Genomic DNA, 21,599 nt, shown 5'->3' with positions numbered 1-21,599 from the left:
AGCTGACGGCTGAATGGCAGCCGCCAGTTTTCAAGTTGGGAGTTAGGAGACAAGCAGAGAGGGAGACAAGAAGACCATCTCTCGTACTCCCCATCTTTTGCTTACGCTGCCCGCGCCATTGCGATTTCATTCGTGACTCCGGCGACTAAGCGAATGGTGCGGTGCGCAAACGCGGCGGTGTCGGCGTCGTGGGTGACCATGACGATCGTTCGCCCGTCTTGGTGAAATTCATTCAGGTAATTCATCACCTGCTGGCGGGTTTCTGAATCGAGGTTTCCGGTCGGTTCATCGGCCAGGATGATTTGCGGATCGTTGGCGAGCGTCCTCGCCAACGCGACTCGTTGTTGCTGTCCTTGGCTCATTTCCGACGGACGGTGATCGGTTCGATCGGACAAGCCGACGCGGTCGAGCATCTCCATCGCACGATCTTCTTGTTGCTTGGCCGTTTTGCCAGACAACATCAGTGGGATTTGCACGTTTTCGCGAGCGGTCAGCCAGGAGATCAAGTTGAACGACTGGAAGACGAAGCCAATCTTGCGGCCCCGCAGCGCCGTGCGTTCTTCCACGGATAAGTCATATAACGATTCGCCATCGAGCATTACGTTGCCGGTTGACGGTGCGAGCATTCCACCGAGGACGGACAGCAGCGTGGTTTTGCCACTGCCGCTGGGGCCAACGATCGCAATGAAGTCGTTGTCGGGAATCGTGAGGTCGGCGTTGTCGAGCGCCGTGACGATCTGGCCTCGACGTTCGTAGGTCTGGGTAACGGAACTGAGTTGATACATATCTTGGTTCGATTTGAAATGTGTTTTTTGATATTGGAAGTACGATCTTTCGATTACGCGACGCAGCGATCAGGCGTCGTTGAAAACAAGGCACGGATCGAGACCAGCGGCTCGGCGGGCGGGCAGTAGGCTGGCGAGGACCGCGACGATCGTTGCCGTGGCCATTCCCACGCCCAGCAGTATCGGCATCGGGCGTACATGAATGCCCAGCAACTGCGGTCCCAGTACTGCCGCGACGATGGTGCCGACGATAAAGCCCGCTGCACCACCGGCGAGTCCCAAGATCGCGGCTTTGCCAAGGAACATTTGTGTTACAAAGTTGCGACTGGCACCGATTGCCATCAGCGTTCCGATTTCTTTGCGTCGTTCGGTCACGTTGGCATACATCACGCTGGCGATGCTCGCTCCACCGACCAACAGCAGGATCGACAGAAAGACCCAAGACAAACGCGACATCAATCCGTTGACGGCAATTTGTGTTTGAACAACTTGTGCGATCGTGACGATTCGCGTTTCGGGAAGTTCGGCGGACAGGTTCGTGATTAAACCGCCAGCGGCGTCTTCACAGCACGCCATGATTTCGATGACGTTCACCACTGGCCCCGCACCCGACAAGTCTTGGACGCTGTGCAAGTGAGCGAACATGCGTCCGTCGTCGATCGTTCCGGTCGAAGGCAGCACCGTGAGGACAGTAAAATCTTCACCGAGTAGCGGCAACGTATCGCCAGTTTTCGCACCAAGTTGGCTGGCGAGATCGCGTCCGAGGATCACATCGCGATCGCCTAATTCGGCGATGGTGCGTGTGGTGGCCAGCGAGTTCGGATCGTTATCGCCTTCGCCGGTGTCAGCGGCGGTGGCACAACAACCGCGATCGCTGCCGACGGCATTGCCCAACATTCCGAGACCCTGCCAAGCGGCCTTGGCTTGAAATTCACTGCGTGGCAGGATACCGGTCAGCGTGACGGGAATCGTGTCGACTTCCGCTTCGACGCACAACTTGGGAGCCAGATTTTCAACGCCTGGCAATCGAGCGAGCGCGAGTCGGGTGACGTATTCCTCGGGCATCGTGTGCCCGTGCATGTCGGCACCATAATAGTCTTGCAGAGTTACGCTCGGCGGCAACACCAAGACATTTGCACCGAGCGACTCCATGTCACCAGCGATCTTGCGTTCTGAGAACACGGTAATGTTCTGAATCGCAACAAGCGCTGTGACGCCAAGCGTGACGGCCAACAGGCTGGTCAACATCGGTGTTGGTCGCTGCCAAAGTTCTTTCCATATTAAGTGTCGAAGTTTCATAGATTCCGTTCCGCTGAATTGAAGGTTGTGGAGTGAAGGTTGCCGACCAGGAGCACTAGCGTCGTGCTGGTTGCGAAGCCTGGGCCGATTTGTGGTGCTTGCAGTTTTCGTCGTCGCAGCATTTGCCAGCGGCGGCTAACTTCTCGGCCAACACATCGAAACTGACGTTTGCGTTGAAGGTGCCGACCATGACGCCTGGAGGTGCCATGAATGCGACAACGGGTGTCAGTTGGCCTGGCTTCACTCCGATCTTGGTCAAGAACTCAGCCTCGGCCGGATCGTTCGCCAACACGGTGACGACTTCGGTTCGATTGCTGTAAAGCTGATCCGCTTGAAACTGCTGAACTCCCGCAGGAACCGGGGTACCGGCGGTGGGTTGAGCGCATAGCAACACAAGCTTGCGGTCTTGCAACGCCTTTAGGATTTGAGTCTGACCAGTCGAAACGATCGCAGCGGCAATTTGCTGCTCCGTCACCCTCCGTGGAAAAACACTGCACACCGCACCGTTGGGAGCGAGCGTGGCGATTGCTGGCATCGGCATCCGGGTTGCGTCGAATTGCTTAACCAGCGTTTGCTCGGAAACGTCACCAATTTGCACGGGAACTACCACGGCGTCTTGTCGATTGGACAGTGCTGATTGCAGCGTGCCGTGCATCGCTTTTGTCGCCGCGTCGTTGCCGCGATAGAACATCACGAAGGAAAACTGGTTGTTGGCTTCGGCCGCACGAATCGCTTGCTCGGCAGGACTCGCCGCGCTTGCGGTTTGAGCCATCGCGAAGCAAGCGGTTACCAGTGTCATCGTCAGTGCGATTGTCGTTTGATTGAAAATCCGTTTCATCGTTGTCATTCCCTTGGTAATTGGAGATCGAAAATTTGAGGGTCGCAGATCGACGAAAGCAGATTGGAGAGTTGGATTTCAATCTCCAATCTACGATCATCATTCGTAAATCATTCGTGGTCGTGACCTTCGTGGTCATGGTCGTGTGCGATCGTTCCTCGGAACGATTTGCCGTTGATCGTTAGGACGAGTTTTGGGTCGGCTCCTTCTTCATCTAAGTGCTCGCCGAGTTCCGCATCTGTCGAAACGAAGCGTGACGACTTGCCTTGCGGGTCGCTTGCATCAGGCGAAGCGGCCAGTTTGAATTGTTCCGGCTTGCCGTCATGTTTGACATTGATCGTGATCTCGGTCGATTCGATCGGGATTTGCTCAGTCGCGGCTGCGTTGAGTACATAGATCGTCACCGAACCAGTGTCTTCGTCGTGAACGAGTTCGGCGTGGTATTCCTCGTTGCCTAATTCGATCAATCCGCCGTGATGCGGTCCTTCGCTGGGATGTGCGTGTTCTGCGTGATCGTCAACGGTTGCCGGAGGTGCCGATGTTTCGATGGTCGTTCCGGTGTTAGTTCCCCCGTCTTTGCAGCCGACGAGGCCGAAGGTCATGGAGACGAGTGCGAGCGTGAAGAGTTTTGTAGAGCGTTTCATTGGATTTTTCCTGGAGGGAGTTGGTTGATCTGAGAGTTTCTAGTGAACGTGTTTCGCCTCGAAGCCCGTTTTTGCGAGCCACTGTTCCCAAGTTGTGGCAACTTGGTGCGAACCGACTTCGATGTGTTTCCATTGCGGACAGCGGAAACTCAAGTCGGCGTGGCCGGAATGCTGTGAGCTTTTCAGCTCGCATCCGAGTCCTTTCAACATCGCGGTAAGTTCCGCGAGCTGTTCTTGGTTTTCAATGTGTATCGTTTTCCAGTCGGTGATGCGGTAGTTGACCTCTTCGACTTGGCCTGCCGCGTGACTGTGTCCGGCGTGATCGTGTGCCGCATGGTCGCGACCTTCATGCCCAGCATGATCGTCGCCACCGTGATCCGCCGCGTGACCGTGCAAGGTCTCGAATCCTGCTTTCTTGAGCCACGATTCCCATTGGTGAGCGAGTTCGTCGGTAGCGACTTCCATGCTCTTCCATTTTGGCGATCGGTAAACGACATCGGTGTGCCCACCGTGGTTGTCGATCTTGGCTTCACAGCCCAGTTTCTGTACGGCAGCAAGGTGCTGTTGCGCCTTGGCTGAATCGTCGAAGTGCATCTCTTTCCACTCGGGCAAGCAGAATGCGATCGACTCTTCGGCACTGGCAATACTGCCAACCGATGCGAGTGCGACGAAGCACAGCAGTCTTGATATTCGTTTCAACATAAAACTTTCCTTTTTGGAAAATGATCCGTTCGCTTCCTGTCTTAGGTTGCGGGTTCGGAAAGGGGTTGGGAAGTCTCTGTCGTCCTTGACCGAGAGTGGTTGAGTGGTAGGTGAGATTCCTCGTCTTCGGACTCTTCAAACAAAGGAATGTCGGTCTTCGATTCGTTGACAACTCGTTCAGCCGATTTCAGTCCGATCAGCCAGAACAACGCCGGGTGAACGAAGAAGTCGAGTAGCGTCGAACTAATCAGTCCGCCGAGAATCACGGTCGCGACTGGATAGAGGATTTCCTTACCTGGTTCGCCAGCCGCCATGACCAATGGGACCAAGCCGATGCCGGAGGTCAGAGCCGTCATCAGCACGGGAGCGAGTCGTTCCAGACCCGCCCGAACGATCATTTCTTTTGTCCAGTCTTCGCCTTCGTGCTGGACCAAGTGCAAATAGTGGTTGATCAGCAAGATTCCGTTTCGCGATGCGATTCCGGCAAGCGAGATGAAGCCGACCATTGCGGCAACGGTCAGCGTTTGGCCAGTGACGACCAACGCGATCACCGAACCGATGAACGCCATTGGCAGGGCCATCATCACTTGCAGCGAGAGGTTGACGCTGCGGAACATCGTGTACAGAACCAGGAACACGCCCACTAGCGAGACGGCGAACAGGATGCCGATGACTCGCGATGCCGATTGCTGGCTTTCAAATTGTCCGCTGTACTGAACGAAGTATCCCGGCGGCAACGACTGGACAATGGGTTGGAATTTCTTTTGAATGTCTTCCACCACGTCAACCACGCCTCGCTCGGAGACGTTGCACTGCAACACAATTCGGCGACGAACATCTTCGCGGTTAATTGTGTTTGGGCCGCCTGATTGGTAGATGTTCGCGACCGATTCCAACGGCACTTTCCCACCGTCGGCGAGGTCAATCGTCAGCCGCTTTAGAGTTTGCAGGTTCTCGCGGTAATCTTCATCGAGACGCAGCATCAAATCGAACGTGCGTTGGCCGATCAAGATTTCGGAAACGACTTGTCCGTTGAGGGCCGTTTGGATGAACTCGTTGACTTCGACGGCACTGAGTCCGTAAAGCAATAGCTTGTCGCGGTCGAGTTCGATCCGTAATTGCGGAATGATGACTTGGGGTTCGACCAGCACATCCTTCGTTCCGGACACCGTCTTCATTACCGCTTCCATCTCGCCCGCTTTGCGACGCAACAGATCGAGATCGTCGCCATAGATTTTGATTCCAATTTGAGCCTTCACACCGGAGATCATGTGCGAGATCAAGTGAGCGATTGGTTGCTCGACCGCAGTGACGATGCCGGGAATGTCGGCCATCGCCTCGCGAATTTCTTCGAGCTGTTCTTCGCGGGATCGCGGCGATTTGGGATCGAGTTCCAGGATGAACTCGCTCATATTCACGCCCTCGGCGTGTTCGTCTAACTCGGCGCGGCCGGTACGTCGAATGAATCCTTCGATGTCTTCAATCTCTCGCAATCGAGTTTCGACGCGGCTAGAAATGTCGTTGGAAGTAGCCAGTGAAGTGCCCGGCGGCAACACGACGTTTAGTTGAACCGCACCTTCATTAAATGGCGGCAGGAAGTCGCGTTCGAGACTCATCAGGAACATTCCGGACAAAACGACTAGTACCGCTGTGACGGCTAGATTGAATCGCGGAACCGTCAGGCTGAAGCGGATGACTTTGTCGCCAACCCATTTGATGCCTCGCAGGACGAATCCGTCTTTCTCGTGCCCCTTAAGCTTTTGGCTACCGAGCAACCAATAGGACAGCACGGGTGTGACGGTCAGCGACACAAGTAACGACGAAAGTATCGAAACGATGTAGGCGACACCCAGCGGAGCAAACAAACGTCCTTCCATGCCCGAGAGCGCGAACAGCGGTAGAAATACGAGGATCACGATCATCGTGCCGAATACGATTGAATTGCGAATCTCGATACTGGCACGGAATACGACCAGCAAGGGATGCTTGGGGTTATCGCTGGCCCGATTTTCCTTCAATCGGCGATAGATGTTTTCCACATCGACGATCGCGTCGTCGACCAGTTCACCGATCGCAACGGCCAAACCACCCAGCGTCATCGTGTTGATCGACAAATCGAAGATTGAAAACACGATCGCGGTCATTACCAGCGACAACGGAATCGCGGTCAGCGTGATGAATGTCGTGCGGACGTTCATCAGGAACAGGAACAAAATAATGACGACTAAGATGCCGCCGTCACGAAGTGCCTCGGCAACGTTTTCAATGGCACGGTCGATGAATGACTTTTGTGTGTAGAGCGGTTCGATGCGTAGGTCACCCGGCAAAGAAGGCCGCAACTCATCAATTGCCGCCATCACATCGTCGGTCACTCGCCGCGTGTCGGCTCCCGGTTGCTTGTTGATCGTAAGAATGACCGCAGGGCCACCGCTGTAATTTCTGTCCTCATCGCGTACCCAGGCTGAACTGTCGCCGCGTTTGACTTGCGCACCTTCGACGACGCGAGCGATCTGGCCCAGCGAAATGGGGCGGCCTTCCTTCATCGTGACGACGACCTTTTGCAGGTCTTCAATGCTCTGAACACGGCCCAGACCACGAACTAGCAATTCGTTCGGGCCTTGTTCATCCAAGTAGCCGCCCGTGGCGTTGTCATTGCTGTTCTGAACGGCTTGCTTAACCTCGTGTAACGCAATTCCGAATCGCAACATCGCATCGGGGTCGACCAACACTTGAAACTGCTTGCGTCCGCCGCCCATCGTGAAGACTTGCGAAACGCCAGGGATTGTCAGCAATCGCTGCCGCACGACCCAATCACCGAGCGTTCGCAGTTCAAGCGGTTCGGTTGCACCGTCGTCGCTCCACATTCCCAACATCAGGATTTGACCCATGATGGAAGAGATCGGTGCGAGCGTTGGCTTTACGCCTTTCGGCATCCGTTCTTGAACGAGTTGCAACCGCTCGGCAACGATTTGACGGTCGTTGTAAATGTCCGTGTTCCAATCGAACTCGACATAGACGACCGAGATACCAACGCCCGACGAACTGCGGACGGCTTGAACGCCATTCGCGCCATTGACCGCCGTTTCAATCGGAAACGTAATCAGTGTCTCGACTTCCTCCGGTGCCAACCCCGGTGCCTCGGTCATGATGACTACGCGAGGCCGGTTCAGGTCGGGGAAGACGTCGATCGGAGCCTGCATCGCCTGCCAAGTCCCGAATCCCACCAGGAACAGGGCAACGGCGATGACAAGCATGCGTTGCTTCAACGCAAAACGAATGATTGAATTAAGCATGATGTGGCTCCTTAGTGGTTGTGGCCTGCGTGTGGATCAACTCCACCGCCAGACTTGTTTTTGAGAGCCATTTGCATTTGATGAGCGCCACGCATGGCAATGACGTCACCAGGGAACAGCGAACCGTCGTTGTCGATCACGGCGGAATACTGATCGCGATACTTCACATGAACCGGCACGCGGTCGAAGTGACTGCCGTTCTGCTGGAACACGAAAGTTTCCGCTCCTTCGCTTGCCACTGCCTCGACAGGCACCACGATTTGTTCCGGCATTTCTTGTACTGGTACTCGCAACTGCATCCGTTGACCGGGGACGTAACGCCATTCGACGTAGCGATTGCCGTCGGCGCGATGATCCTTGGCGACTTCGTTAGGAAGGCGAACATAGAAATTCAGCGTTCGCGTCTTGGCATCAACTTGATTGGCGAGATACGCCATTTTCAAGCCCTCGATCACACGGGATTCGGAGCCTGGTTCTTCCAAGATCGCGTCAACTGCCCAGCCATTCTGGGACGCTTTCCGAAGCTGCTTAATGTCTTGCTCGAATGCGAGCCCTTCGATGAACAGTTCGTCGTAGTCGGTTAAGATGCAAAGTGTTTCGCCCGCGTTGATGGACTGGCCTTTGTGAACAGCCAAGTCTTGCAGGATCAATGGGCCAGTGTGTTTGGGTTGCTCGTCTTTGACATAACCCGCTTGAATGACTCGCTGGGTCAATCTCAATTCATCTTCGCCGTGGCTATCGACGTTCGGTGCGAAGACTTGTAACTCACGAAGCAACCGTCGCTCACGCTGGATTTGTTCCACTTGGTTGTCCGACAATCCGTGCAGCCGCAGCGATTCACGCATGGCACTCAAGTTGGCGTTCAGCTTGTCGCGAGCGTACTGTCGTTCCAGCAAAACCTTGCCGGCGATCGCACCACTACTGGTGACCTGTTGCAAGCGAGCGACTTCGCGTTGTTCAACATCGAGTTCCCCGAGCGTGCGAAGGAAATCGGTTTGTGCGTTGACAAGGTCTTCGTGTGTCAAGCGGATCTGAAATAGCAGACTTCCTGGCTCGACCGCTTCGCCTTGCACCGCGTGAACATGCGTGACGACGCCGGTCATCGGCGTGGCAACTTGGACTCGTGAACGACCAGGCCGTTCGACGACGACGGCGGGAACCGTGATGGATCGACGGAAGGTTTCCAACTTGATCGGGCGGATCGTTTCGTCGGACAATCCGATGTTGCGGATCGCCTGCTTTGACAGTTCCAACGAAGTCGCCTCGTCGTGACCCGCATGCGCTGCGTGATCGTGTCCAGCATGAGGATCTGGTTCAGCAGCCGTTTCGCTGTCGTGTGTTTCGCCGCCGCCACTGCGGAACGAAGCAGCGGTTTGATTGACCCAGGCATTGGTGGCTGGGAACCAATGCTTCCAAGTCAGACCACCGACGATCACAACGGCCAGCGTGGCGAATAGCCAAACCCACTTCATGGGGACTTTGGGCATACGAATTTTCATGGTAACGAAACCAACGGAACAACTGCCGGAGAAACCGACCCACGATTCAATGTGTGTGGGTCAGAGAAAGGTCAACGCGAAGAAGCGTCCGTGGCAGATGATCGGCGAATGCCAGCAGCACAAATCAGTGCTAGCGGAACTCGCCAAAAGTGTTGGAGCTGATGCCCGAGGATCGAAAGTCTTGACGACTTCCGCTACGGCATAGAGGCACGCACACTCTCATCCAAACACGGACGAGAGCGGACCTTTACAGACGCCAGACTTGAGTCTTGATGCGGAGAGGTGACTGCACGTCGTGCGGATCGGGCGGCGAACCGTACTCCGTCCGTAGTGCGAGTAGGTCTTGCGACGAAACCGACAAAGAGTGCGTCAGCAAGGGCGACCAATCAAGGGTCAAGATCAACGAAACGTCGTTGTCTCGTTGATCGGCAACGATGTTGCAGTCAGCTTCGTCACAGGATTCATGGGGGCCATGCGAACCTGAGCATGGCTGACTGGACTCGTCATCAAAGCAATCGCAAGTGATCGAGCCATCTGCGTTGTGCTGATGTTGGCAGGAAGCCTTGTGACCTTCGTGGGAATGTCCGTCGTGATCGTGGCCAGAGTCGCTAAGACCAACCACGTGCGGAACGTCCACCATCACCTGGTCAACGTCGTGACTGTGCGTGTGACCCGCGTGAGCGTGATGCACGCAACAACCCAGCAGTGCGTGAAGCACTACGGCGGTCATCGTCGAGTAGGTGAGGAGCTTGTGAAACATGGTCGCTTTGTTGGGACACGGACGATCGGCACAATGGGACGAATCGTCGCAGTATTACTATCGAATTTTGGCAGTCCGGTCTACAGTGAAATTGTGCGGGAAGGGTAATGCAGAAGCTGTGCCAATCGCGAATTTGCGGCGAATCGTTGGCAAAAGTCGCGAAATCGACGCTCAATAAAATTCGGGATTGTCGTCAACCTGACCGCGACACCGTCGCATAGTGCGACGGTGTCAGTGTCAATGAACTCAGTGCCAATGTCCAGATTGGTGAACATCGTAGTGGCCGGGGCGGTAGTCGAGATGTCCGTTGTGTGGCACAAACGACGGTGCGTGGTAATCCAAGTGTGTCGTATTGTGATATCCGCGATGGATGTTCGGCGAAGGATACGTCGGGTAGCTCGGGTAGGAGGGATAGGTCGGCACGTACCGAGAAGGTTGGATGATGTGCCCACTACCGTGATGACCTCCGCTGTGAAATCCGCTGTGGCTTCCGCCGTGATGGCCACCGAAATGACTGCTTTGGTGGCTTCCAAAATGAGAGCCGTGCTGTGCTTTCGCCTCACTACCCATGACGAACGTAAATAGGGCAGCAAGTGCGATGGCAGGGACGATTTTCTTTCCAATAGACATTTTCGTTTCCTTCGTGCTTGGTTGAGAACATTGTTTTGGGCTTCAGTAAGCCCGACAACCAAGACAAGTCAAAAACGGACGCCTAGCGGAAAGGAATCCGGAAAGTTTTATTCGGCGTGTGTGAAAGCAATAATCTCGACGCCAATCCCTCGACTGTTGAGTTCGTGCGTCGCGTTCCTAAGATGCTTTTGGACAGTCGCCAAGGGAGCGTCGATATCCTGCGGTGATCCGAGAGAGCGGTCGTTCTGTTCGATTGTCAGCACGCCATCGACGATCCGGAATACCAATGCATCACCGATGGACGGCCATTGAGTGCTGGGACGCAGGATTTCGGCGGTTTGCTCGTTGTAGATGCCCGTACTCAGTTCTTTCGAGGCGGGCAGTTCAAGCCAAACGATTACCTCCGTGCCCGCAGGGCCAGTGAGCGGAACTGCTTGGTCAAGCTTGGCGGGGTAGTGAACCCAACGCGGTTGATCCTCAGCGGCAAAACCGGCCAAACGTTCAGGCTTCCCTTCGCTTGAGACAATCCATAACTCACCCTGCCGTCCGCCGCGAAGCGAAGCGTTGACTTGCAAGCCTTCTCCTGTGGCTATCGGCACGCGATGAACGAGTTCAAAGGCATATTGCTCGGACCATACTTTGACATCCAGCAGTCCTAGGCGTTTCGATTCAGTAATCCATTTTGATGGCGAGACAGCCAGCGGTAAAGGAAAATTCATTTGACTTGAGTTTGATCGCCAAAGGACCAAACCAACAAAGCTAAATACCGCAATCGAGATTGCCAAAATCGTTTTGTAATAAAGAGGTCGGCTGGTTCGTTGTTCAAGCCAACACTGTAGCTCGTCCGCAAAGTCGCTAGCCGACGCAGTACGTTTTCCAGGATCAGTGGCCAATGCCGCTTCGCAAATTCGGATCACTTGACTGGGTGTGTCCGCATTCCGAAGGACATCGCGATCCCATTGCCCGGTGGCGACTAGATCAACCACATTGAGCGACGAGCGCGAAGCGTAAGGATGATTTCCAACCAAGCCGAAGTAGAGCAACGCACCGAGCGAGAATACATCCGATACGGGTTTCCGATAACGTCTTTCATCACGATTGTTATCGGAAGTGAGCAATTCTGGGGCCATGTAAGCGAGCGTACCGCCGGAATGATCTTGTCGCCCGGTGGCATTCTCGTCCCAAACGTCTACGCCGCGATTGATCGCTAGCCCAAAATCAACCAATTTAGGAAGTCCGTTTGCATCGACCAGCACGTTCGCGGGCTTAATATCGCAGTGAACGATTCCGGCCTCATGCAAAGTTTGGACTGTGCATGCTAGTCGTATTAACGCTTCAACAAGCTGGGTCTGCGTTAAAGTACGGTCATCCACACGTTGCTTTAGTGTCGTGCCACGAATCAATTCCGATACGATGAAAGGCCGATCGTGCCATACACCCGCGTCGATCACACGCGCTATTCCGGGATCGTTGACCGTGACCAGCAAACGTCCCTCTTCGAGAATCCGGTCGGTGGCTGCGGTCTTGCACTTGCCGACCTTCATTGCCAGTTCGCAGCGAAGCATGGGATGGATAACGCGAAAAACCTCGGCTTGCGATCCTTCGCCGATCTTTTCAATCACCGTGTATGCGCCGATGTGCTCGATCGCCGTGACGTGATTTTCAAACGAACCTAGTGGGTCCGTCTCGCCGTCGAGTCGCGACAACTCGGTGTCCACCTCAATCTGTCGCAGCAATTTATCGGCGGATTCAGGATAGCGAGTACAAAGATCACCAATTTCCTCGCTGACACCGCTGGATTGTTTAGACAGATATTCCAAGTAAAGTAAATCTACCCTCTGGCTGTCATTGAGCCGATCCGCTTGCTGAGCGATCACAGTTGCAACATGCGACGACATTTCGATAGGTGGCAAAAACTCGGTTTCGCGAAGCAGCTTTTCAAATTCATCGTCATTCATGTTGTGTCGTTGCCCATCAGGCGATTCTTTACTTGGTTCAGAGCGGTTTGAATTCTCTTGCGAAGCGTGTCTGGCATCACACCTTGATCTTCAGCGACTTCTTTCCACGTTCGACCGTCGAGCCGTTCTACCACCGCTGTCCAGTCGTCCGTGCCGACGAGCGAACGCACTTCAGTCATCAACTCCGCCTCCGCGATCGCACTGTCAGGATTCGTCGCATTGCCGCCGATCTGGCCAAGTTGAAACGTGGAATCTTCTTCAACGAAATGGGCTTTTCGTTTCGCTGCGGACAGTGATCGCTTCAATTCGCGAACACGATTTTTAGCGAGCGTGAACAAGTACGCCCGCAACTCATCTTCATTGGCAAGCCGCAATTCGTTGCTCGACGCCCTCTGAAAGAAACGACGAAAGACCGATTGCTCTACATCAATGGAATCATGCAGCCTCCGAAGAACGGAATCTCGCATTCGGAAACGAATAAAGCGATGAATCTCGTCTCCGTACATTTCCAGCACGCGACTCGGAGCGTCCGGATTATGCTGGGCCAACGCGACGAGCAAGTCTGAAAGGCTTTTCGTCGGCGGCGTTGAGGTGGCGTCTACATGCGTGCCGTGCAAGTGAGTCATATTGGGATGCGCCTTGTGCTTTCAGTGACGACTCGATCTCGAAAATTCCAGATTACTTTCCGCAACCGCCGTGACATTGCATTGGATGCGGGTGTGAAGCTTCCGTGCTGGTTGACGCCAGTGCCGTCTACTGATTGTATCCCCGCCCAGGGGGGCGTACAATCACCACGCGGCGGGCTGTTTTGAGATGGACGATCATTTTGATGCAAGCGGCCAGACTTCACACCAGGACGGACACACACTCAATGGATTGACTCCTTTCTTTCAGCCGTTAAGGCACGAGGTAAACACGATGTACAAATTCTTTTCCCGACAACTCTCACGAATCGTTATGGCGACTCTGTTAGTGGGTATCACTGGTCTGGCAGCAAATGCTCAGGACCAAGCGGCAGACGAAAAGGTCGTCACACTTAAGCCGGAAACTGTCAAGCAAGCGAAGTTCATTGATTTCGGTACCGAGCTTGGCGTTTCGCTCGGAGCGATTAACGACTTGGGCCAAAAAATCGACGCAGCACGATTGGCTGCCGATCCGATCGAGCTGCTCTTATCAGCGGAACTTTTGTCGGCGGCTGAATCACTTTCTGGCAAGCAGGCGTCTTTGACATCAAGCGCGTTGCAAGAAGAAGCCGTGACACTTGCAGAGAATCGCGGAAATCCGACCGAGATCGCAACGGCTGCAAAGTTGCTCGGTGGCGATCTTGGCGACAAAATCATGAAAGTTGCCAAAGCGGCTGCCGAGAAGATGCCCAAAGAAGGAGACGCGACGAAGGATCTCGATGGAGATTTGTATATCGACAACAGGTCGAACCACGACGAAGTCCATGTCTACGTCAATGGTCGTGAGATCGGGCACGTCGAAGGTCATAGTGTCGGCACATTTCATGTGCATAGCGCGCACTACCTCGAAGCTCGCGATCACGAGGGGCACCGCTGGAACGATCACATCGTCGGCCACCAGCACCGATGGGTCTTCCGTCTCGATCCGCCACATCCTCACCACTTCCCCTGGTAGGAATTGGTCAGAAGTTTAACTTTGAAGCTGGACCCGCCATGGGTCCAGCTCCCGCTCGCGGAAAGGTTCTCCAATGTTTCGATTTGTTCTTTTTCCACTGATCGCGTGGATTGTTCTTTCTCAACATCAAGCCTATGCCGCGCGTCATGCACTCTTGATTGGATGCTCCGACTATAAAACGCAGAGTGATCTGCACGGTTGCGGTGTCGATGTTGCCTTACTGAAAGAGCGATTGGCAACGCCTCGATTTGGTTTCAGACCAGACGATCTGACGGTCTTGAGTGACGCTGACACCACGACAAAACCTCCCACCTACAGCAATATCCATGCGGCCTTCGAGACCGTTGTCGCAGCGGATTGGGCGGCGGACGAAGCTCCCGACATGCTGTTGATTTACATGTCCGGTCACGGCGGGCAACGTAGAAGCGATACGGAGAAAGATGGCACGGACGAGTTTTTCATGCCGATCGACGAAACCGAAGTCATCTTGGACGACCAAATCGGCGTTTGGTTGGCAGCACTCAATCAAAAAGGGATTCGCACCTGGATCGTATTCGACAGTTGTTTCTCTGGAACAATGACGCGAGGCGGCGATCCTAATGAAACGGTTCGTGGACTGGCTTCGCCCGAGCTTGATGCGATACGTCTTGCCGCACCCAAGAGCAACGACGATGTTGGGTGGGAGTTGCCCAAAGACGGATCATCGAACTGCGTTGCGTTCTACGCTTGCCAAGCCTACGAACGGGCAATCGAAGACAAATCGCTCGATAAGTCAGCAGGCAAGCCCGTGCCGCATGGATTGTTTACGTATTGCTTGTTGCAGTGTTTGGACCAGCAGTCCGTTGACGACAATGCAAGCTTGTCCTACGAAGATCTGCGACGTGGAATTATCGAAAGATACCGTGCTCTCGGACGTACTTGGCCGACTCCTTTTTGTGAAGGTGACTTGGATCAGGAAGTACTCGGCTTTGAGAAGTGGCCACGGGCGAATCCGATGTACCTGCAAAACGATGGAGACACGGCGTCAATCATCGGTGGCCAGATGGCCGGACTGACCATGAACGCGATCGTAGCCATCTTTGCTCCGCAGGATCGCAAGCAAATAACGCCAATCGGTTACGTGCAGGTAACGAATCTATCCGCGACGACTGCCGAGATTAACAGTGTTGCTTACGGCGATTTTTCAGAACCTGTTCCGATCGACGACCTACCTAAGAACTCAACATGCCAAGTCGTCAGCCAAGAGCTTGGCGAACTGCGTATTGCTTTGACTATCTCAGCGAGCGAAGTCGATGCGGCGCAATCGCTTGAGATGACGATTCGAGAAAAGGCAGCCGATCCACTCAGTATTTTCCGTGTCGTTGAAACAAAAGGCACCCAAGGATGGACGCTCTTGGTGTCTGAGACAGATCGTCTTTTAGTGCCCAATGAAGTCGCCTTGACGCTTGGCGACGACTGGCCGACCGCAGCACAACTTCAACGCGTCCCGCATGTCCGCTACCTATCTTCACTAGCCAACAGCGGACTTGTCGATGCAGTCGAGCGTGATCTTCGCCGAGTGTACAACTGCGAGAACCTTCAACGACTCGCGGCAGCGTATGGACCCAACGCAGCCGCAACGCACGACATCAAGCTGAAGATGACCAAAGTGACTGGTGATCTCACCACAGATGTGGTCAAGGCAGGCGACGTGTTGCGAATCGAAGTTGTTAACGAAGGTGCCTACGATGCTGCCTTCGCGGTGTTCTTTGTCAGCTCACGCTTTCAAATTGCTAGTCAAGCGTCGGACTTTATAAAGCCAGCGCAAAGTCTATTTCGTCCGACAACGATCGCGTTGTTTGAAATGACCATCAATGAGAAGATGTGGGGGCAAAACGGCTTAGTCTTGGTCGGCATTCCGCAGGAAGGTAGGGTGAAGCATCAATTGAACTACGTTGGAATCGAACAAACAAAACTTGGCGATGTCGTCGCGAAGAAGCGAGGTTTTGTCGCGAAGACGCCGTTTGAAAAGCAGCTTTATGATGCCACGTTCGGCAACCAGAAATTTCGCACCGGGGGCACAACGCAGCAGCCTCAAATGTCAATGGTTTCCTGGGTCGTCTCGGAATAGTTGACGTTGCAGCCTGCGTAATCGCTACAACTGATGGCAATTGAGTGATGGACATCGGAAACGATCGTAAAGGTGCGTGTTTTGCAACTTTGGACGAAACGAATCGTTTGCAGTTTCGGATCGCAACCACTACGCTGGGTGGTGGCACTGCCACTCGATAAAGCTTGAATTCACTGGAATTGGTAGCATGAAGAAGATTTTCCCAACAATCATTTCTCGGAGCCTTCGTTGCGTCTCGGGCGGTGTAGGTTTTCCGACCGTTGCGTTAACGTTTGCGATCGCTGTCCTGTTCATTGCAATCTCGCTTCTGTCTCGGAGCCAAACCTTAGCTGACGATGATCTTGGCTTTGGCAAGAAAGATCTGCGTGGCGGCGAGAATTGGGCCATCCTGATCGGCGTGAACTACACCAGTCGTCAAGAAGAACTGCGTGACGGCGATGATCTTCTTAGCCGTGACGCCCTGCCCGCTTTGTCCAACGCTGCCAACGATGCGTTGGCAATTGCCGATATCCTGACCAATTATTACGACTACGACAAAAGTCACGTCATCGTCTTGACGGACGACAAAGGGACCGACTCTGAGCGGTTGCCTACGAAATCGAACATTGCACGCGAGTTGTTGCGGGTCAGCAAGGAAGCGGACGAGGACGATACCGTCTTCTTCTTCTTTGCAGGTCACGGAATCAAGCTTGGATCACAATCCACAAGCGGAAACAATGTTGCGATGCTTGCGATGGATGTTGAACTTCAAAATGGCGAACCGATCGGTAACCTTTTTGGTTTGCCGTTCGGCTTGATTGACGACCTCGGGCGGATCAAGGCTAAGCAGAAACTGTTAGTACTCGACTGTTGCCACTCGGGAGAAATTTTTAATCAACATCGTGCCTCCACCGCCTTCCAGCCACCGAGCGATGGCAGAGGGCGTAGTGACGAAAGTCTGCTCAATGCTCCCGCGTTTCAAGCGATGGCGTCTTGTCGCGCCAGTCAGCTTGCGTCCGACGGTCGCGACGGCAACTCGAAGTTTACATCGGCGTTTTTGCATGGGTTGCGACGCATTCCAGCACAGAATCAAAAGCAGCCAGTGACGGCTCATGCGATTTTGCAGCATCTGGAAGGCTACTTTGATCCCAGCCAACGCCCCGATTGTCGCAACTTGGTCGAGCAGACTGGTGATGCGGGTGAGTTCTCGTTCAAACCGAACACGAAAGCAGACTTCAAAAAGTTTCTTGTTGAAGAGTTGGAAGAGGCGTACTTGCGCAGCATGGTGGTCAGCCGCCAGGGCAGTTGGTGGTTTCAAGAATGTCCATGGTTTATCCCAAGCATTCGGGCCGAAATGGTTCAAATCTATGACAGTCACCGAGTCGTTGCACGTGGCAATGAGGTCGCCGATCTCTTGGATGCCGAGAGCCTGCGATTGGCTGCGGATTCTGCGCTGCGTCAACTGAAAGAGGGCGAAAGCGAGGTCGCAAGACTACGTCGCAAACACGGTACGCTGTTGCTTGACGCGGACAATGGGAAAAAGCTGCGGGAAGCACTAGCAGAGATTGAATCCGACCTTGAACCATTGTTACCCAAAAGCAATGCGATCGAAGCCTCACGCGGTGTCTCTCCGAAAGTCGCTCCCGCCAACAGCATGGACAAGGACTTGCAAGCTGCTGACGTTCATCTGCTAGCTGTTGTTAAACACTCACTCAGCAAAACTGAGGCAGATAGCGTCTACAAACAGGCACTCCGAATGTATGCGCACGAGATGCGTGCAACGCAAGTGCCGCAGAATAATGACATGGCTGAAGATGACGAGAAGGTGTTCAATTACTCGCTACAGATCCTCCAAGCCCTGTGCCGTGTTGACTATGCCGAGTTTCTGCAACGCGAGCTGAAACAGCACAAACTCGCAGCGGAACAGTACCAGCAAGCTCGTCGCGAAATCGAACAACTCACGTTCGATGGCAAGCAGAAAGGCTACGCTGATTTCTTCATGGCATTCACTCTATGCAGTGAAGCGGACGCATGGATCGGTATCAATCGCTGGAAACAAGCTGATTCTTTACTCGATGAAGCAAAAGAGCTAGCGAAGCCAAAGCCAGACGGCCTCACGTCTCCAGTTGCGGGCCATTTCCTCGAAGCCCATATCTACCGGAGGAATGCCTGGTGCAAGATGATGCAATGGAAGATCGAAGATGCTGTGTGTTCTTTCCACAAGTCCAACCAGATTCTCTTGAATCGAATGAGCCGCGTTAACGGTGATGACACCGACACGCTTTCATCCAGCGAAGAAATGGTCTGTGTCGATGCGTCGGTCGCTAACCAAGTTGCGTTTGACGAGTCGCGAGACTATTCATCCAAGGTCGCCTATCTGCACAACTTGCATGGAATCGCGATGGGAATGCGTTTTCAAGGCGAAACGGCACTGGCAGCCGCCGAGTATCGAAAACTCACCGACCGCGTTGAATCTGCGTTCGGTCAGTTTCGCAGTGACTCCGCTGACGCAGCAATCGAAGATCAGTTCATCGGTCGGACTATCAATACGCAAGAGCGACTTGGCGACTGCAACCTATTTGGCGATCCAGAGGTGCGAGACTTAAAGGAAGCTCTTGATGACTATCGCCGCGCCATGACGCGTGTGCATTTGCTACGTGATTCGGCTCGCGATCAAACCACTGCCGTGTTGTTGTACAAACAAGCGTTGGCGTTAAGTCTCCCGTCGACGTTCACTGACCACGAACTCGCGAATCAGATGTGTGAAGTTGCCGACAAAATCTATTTGCCTCAGAAGGACAAAGCAGGCGGTTTACTGGATGCCGTCGGAACCCTGACAACATTGTGCGTCCGAGCATGCGAACAAACCGCGAAAAAAGGGACGACGAACGGAAGTGAACTGACGGACCAGAACAACCTGCGTGAGTGTATCCTCGCATACCGCGATAAAGTCGGCACCACACCGCATCGGGATCAGCTTGAACTTTGTCTCTTCGCATCGGACATCTTGCTAAAACACGCTGGCAGTCGCAACAAATACCAAACACTCGCGGATGCTGACTTACTACTGAGCTTTTGCAGGGTTGCGTTGGACTCTTATCAAGCAACAAGCAACGACGAACCTGAGCAAGAGTTCCAGGTATCCGATGCCGTCAAGTATTTGAGGCCGTACTTCGATACAGCGATGAATGCGAAGATGAGTCTAGGCGACGCACAGGTCAAAGAGATGTTGCAGATCCAGGCCGAGGCGACGCTCGGCAAGCTGGATATCAAAGGTAATGAAGTAAGGCCGATTCTGGCGGTCTATACCCTCGATGGCAAACCCTACCTATTGGTCGACATTCCGCGTGGCATCAGCCGCTGCGTTTCGTTAGCAGAATCGTACTATAACGTCGAAATGGTCCGCGAAGCATGTTACTCCACTACGAAACTGCCGCTGCCGGACGACGTCTACGATGCGATGTCCGGTTGGCTGAAACAGAACCCTTCTGCTTCGCTCACTTCGTCTGTTGACTGCCGCTGGCGTGATTCTGTGCGTGGTTTCGATGCGCGCCATGCGATGACACGAACTTTTGTCGACTCAACCACTGGCAAAGAAACGACTGCCGTCGAAACGGCGTCTCAAGCCACTACTTTTCCGTTTGCGCTTCAACGTCCGTAGGCTAAATCTAGGTTGTCTGACGAGTCATTACTGTTGGCTGAACGTCAGACCACGCAGGCTATCGTCGCCACTGTTATCAACGACCGCATCCAATGCTCCCGTCAGGACGAATCCATCGACGCGGGCGCGGGCTTGAGCCAGTTGCTGCTGCGAAACGATGTACTGCAAGTTCGTGTCGAAATAAGTTCGGCGGGCGACTAGGACTTGCACAAAGCTCGTCTCGCCAGCTTTGTAGGCAAGCTCAGCGAGCTTCAAACCGTCTTCTGAGTTGGGCAGGATGTCTTTGGAATACTGTTCAACTGCAACCATTGAAGAATCGTAGTCTCGCGAAACCTGAGCCAAGCGTGCCTTGATAGAGTTTTGGATTCGTTCGAGTTCGCGTGACGCACGCACATACTCAGCACGGGCCGCCGAGATGTTGCCTTGGTTCTTGTTGAAGACCGGAATCGGTGCTCCGACTTGAAAGTTGATCATGCCGTTGTCCGTGCCGTTGTCATACCCAGAGGCAAGTTGCAAATCTAGGTTCGGAATCGGCTGAGCCTGTTGGCGGCAAAGGTTGGCTCTGGCTTGATTGATTCGGGCCTGCGCGGCCTGCACTTCGGGGCTCGATGCGATCATCGTGGCCGCAACGCTGGGCCAGTCCAAGGCGGAATCCGCGTTGGGCAGTGCGCCTAGTAGTGCCACGGGCATCATGTCGGGATTGCCGGCCAATGCGGCCATCTCTCGCCAAGCGGCGTCGAAGCGAATCTGGGCTTGCCGGAGAGCCAAGTCGATCTCGTTCTTTTGAACCTTTGCTTGAACGATTTCCAGCTGCGAGCCTTCCTGTGCCTCTTTGAGTTGCTCGGCTATATCGACTCCCTTGTCAGCGACCGATTGGAAATCGCGGATCAAATTCACTCGTTGCTGTGCCGCCAAGGCATCGTAGAACGTGATGCGAATGTCAGTCGCGATACGGTATTTCTGAGCTTCCAGCTGCATCAGCTGCGCACGCAAGGCTTCATTGAGCACGGCGCGATTGAGCGCAAGTTTGTCGCCAGTGATGATTGTTTGCGAGATGAACACCGAGTGCTGATCGGTACCTTGGTCGGCGAGTTGGACAGCGCTGTAGCCGAGTACAGGGTTGGCACGCAGCCCGACTTGGCATTTGAAACCCGCGGCTTTTTGCGTTGTCGCGACCAATTCAGCGATGGTCGGATTGTTCGCCAAAGCCATCGACTCGATCGCTTCGAGCGTCAATCCGGCGGGCTGTTCGCTGAGGTAGTACTCATTGCCGGTTGAGAATGGCACAACGGCGACTTCGCTGAGCGACTGTTCGGGCAAATCCAGCGCCATGATGTCTCGCAAGGAACCGGCGGACTCCTTATCGGAATCGTCCTCTTCCGTTGCAACGGGTTTGTCGTCATCCGACTTGTCGTTGTATGCGACCGTGATCACGGGTGCCGCAACGATGGCCGTCGCCGGTGTTGAGGCGACGTTCGCTTCGCTCGATTGAAGCATTGTGGGATTGTGAGCTGATGTCGCAACGTGATTGCCAACACTCTGGCAACCCGCCGTGAAACTCATCGCTGAACCCAGCATCAATGTCATACTCAAAGCCGCACGCAACCGCCGACGCCGCGATTGACGAGTACGATTGCTGGTCGGTTGTGTTGCGATCACCGCGTTTTCCTCCGTGAAAAAATGAGACCAGCCGTTGGTTCCTATCGGTTAGGGACGAGGGGATTTTCACGTCGTACCCTTGCAATCCGGCCTATCGCAACCTGCTCAGGTCGGGTGATGCGGGTCGTACGGAAGATCGGTGCG

General features: G+C 54.1%; 15 protein-coding genes. 3 read left to right on the top strand and 12 right to left on the bottom strand.

Features of this window, described 5'->3' with window-relative positions; genetic code table 11:
- Nucleotides 1-101 precede the first annotated feature (101 nt).
- The 11 genes from Poly51_RS17070 to Poly51_RS17020 all read right to left on the bottom strand — a co-directional run bounded on the left by Poly51_RS17070 (nucleotide 102) and on the right by Poly51_RS17020 (nucleotide 13,034).
- A complete protein-coding gene (locus Poly51_RS17070) occupies nucleotides 102-785 on the bottom strand; it encodes an ABC transporter ATP-binding protein (protein ID WP_146458982.1) in 684 nt (227 codons plus the stop codon).
- Nucleotides 786-854: 69 nt separating this feature from the next.
- Nucleotides 855-2,084 carry an ABC transporter permease gene (locus tag Poly51_RS17065; RefSeq protein WP_146458981.1) on the bottom strand — a complete coding sequence of 410 codons (1,230 nt, stop codon included), beginning with the start codon at nucleotides 2,082-2,084 and terminating at the stop codon, nucleotides 855-857.
- Between the two features lie 55 nt (nucleotides 2,085-2,139).
- On the bottom strand, nucleotides 2,140-2,922 hold the full coding sequence (locus Poly51_RS17060; RefSeq protein WP_146458980.1) for a hypothetical protein: 783 nt from the start codon (nucleotides 2,920-2,922) through the stop codon (nucleotides 2,140-2,142).
- 110 nt (nucleotides 2,923-3,032) lie between these two features.
- On the bottom strand, nucleotides 3,033-3,566 hold the full coding sequence (locus Poly51_RS17055; protein WP_146458979.1) for a hypothetical protein: 534 nt from the start codon (nucleotides 3,564-3,566) through the stop codon (nucleotides 3,033-3,035).
- Nucleotides 3,567-3,605: 39 nt separating this feature from the next.
- Nucleotides 3,606-4,268 carry a hypothetical protein gene (locus Poly51_RS17050; protein WP_146458978.1) on the bottom strand — a complete coding sequence of 221 codons (663 nt, stop codon included), beginning with the start codon at nucleotides 4,266-4,268 and terminating at the stop codon, nucleotides 3,606-3,608.
- 41 nt (nucleotides 4,269-4,309) lie between these two features.
- The gene (locus tag Poly51_RS17045; RefSeq protein ID WP_146458977.1) at nucleotides 4,310-7,561 is read right to left on the bottom strand and encodes an efflux RND transporter permease subunit; all 3,252 of its coding nucleotides are present in this window, start codon (nucleotides 7,559-7,561) and stop codon (nucleotides 4,310-4,312) included.
- Nucleotides 7,562-7,572: 11 nt separating this feature from the next.
- Complete coding sequence (locus Poly51_RS17040; RefSeq protein WP_246114570.1) at nucleotides 7,573-9,060, bottom strand: efflux RND transporter periplasmic adaptor subunit; 1,488 nt, start codon at nucleotides 9,058-9,060, stop codon at nucleotides 7,573-7,575.
- A 247-nt stretch (nucleotides 9,061-9,307) separates the two neighbouring features.
- The gene (locus Poly51_RS17035; RefSeq protein WP_146458976.1) at nucleotides 9,308-9,820 is read right to left on the bottom strand and encodes a hypothetical protein; all 513 of its coding nucleotides are present in this window, start codon (nucleotides 9,818-9,820) and stop codon (nucleotides 9,308-9,310) included.
- A gap of 246 nt (nucleotides 9,821-10,066) precedes the next feature.
- Complete coding sequence (locus tag Poly51_RS17030) at nucleotides 10,067-10,450, bottom strand: hypothetical protein (RefSeq protein WP_146458975.1); 384 nt, start codon at nucleotides 10,448-10,450, stop codon at nucleotides 10,067-10,069.
- Between the two features lie 107 nt (nucleotides 10,451-10,557).
- Complete coding sequence (locus tag Poly51_RS17025) at nucleotides 10,558-12,408, bottom strand: serine/threonine-protein kinase (RefSeq protein WP_146458974.1); 1,851 nt, start codon at nucleotides 12,406-12,408, stop codon at nucleotides 10,558-10,560.
- Nucleotides 12,405-13,034 (bottom strand): RNA polymerase sigma factor, encoded by a 630-nt coding sequence (locus Poly51_RS17020; RefSeq protein ID WP_146458973.1) that lies wholly within the window; start codon nucleotides 13,032-13,034, stop codon nucleotides 12,405-12,407. The genes Poly51_RS17025 and Poly51_RS17020 overlap by 4 nt, the downstream gene beginning before the upstream one ends.
- 292 nt (nucleotides 13,035-13,326) lie before the next feature.
- Here Poly51_RS17020 and Poly51_RS17015 point away from each other — a divergent pair, with 292 nt between their 5' ends.
- The 3 genes from Poly51_RS17015 to Poly51_RS17005 all read left to right on the top strand — a co-directional run bounded on the left by Poly51_RS17015 (nucleotide 13,327) and on the right by Poly51_RS17005 (nucleotide 19,796).
- Nucleotides 13,327-14,046: a hypothetical protein gene (locus tag Poly51_RS17015; protein ID WP_146458972.1), complete on the top strand. Its 720-nt coding sequence runs from the start codon at nucleotides 13,327-13,329 to the stop codon at nucleotides 14,044-14,046.
- Nucleotides 14,047-14,119: 73 nt separating this feature from the next.
- Entirely contained in the window at nucleotides 14,120-16,156 is a 2,037-nt protein-coding gene (locus Poly51_RS17010) for a caspase family protein (protein ID WP_146458971.1), read from the top strand.
- A gap of 187 nt (nucleotides 16,157-16,343) precedes the next feature.
- Nucleotides 16,344-19,796 carry a caspase family protein gene (locus tag Poly51_RS17005; RefSeq protein WP_146458970.1) on the top strand — a complete coding sequence of 1,151 codons (3,453 nt, stop codon included), beginning with the start codon at nucleotides 16,344-16,346 and terminating at the stop codon, nucleotides 19,794-19,796.
- Between the two features lie 27 nt (nucleotides 19,797-19,823).
- Here Poly51_RS17005 and Poly51_RS17000 read toward each other — a convergent pair whose 3' ends face one another.
- The gene (locus Poly51_RS17000) at nucleotides 19,824-21,455 is read right to left on the bottom strand and encodes a TolC family protein (RefSeq protein ID WP_146458969.1); all 1,632 of its coding nucleotides are present in this window, start codon (nucleotides 21,453-21,455) and stop codon (nucleotides 19,824-19,826) included.
- Between the last annotated feature and the right edge of the window lie 144 nt (nucleotides 21,456-21,599).

The organism is Rubripirellula tenax (genome assembly GCF_007860125.1).
Lineage (GTDB): Bacteria > Planctomycetota > Planctomycetia > Pirellulales > Pirellulaceae > Rubripirellula > Rubripirellula tenax.
The sequence above is the reverse complement of the archived record's forward strand: the minus strand, read 5'-3'. Positions and strand labels throughout refer to the sequence as shown.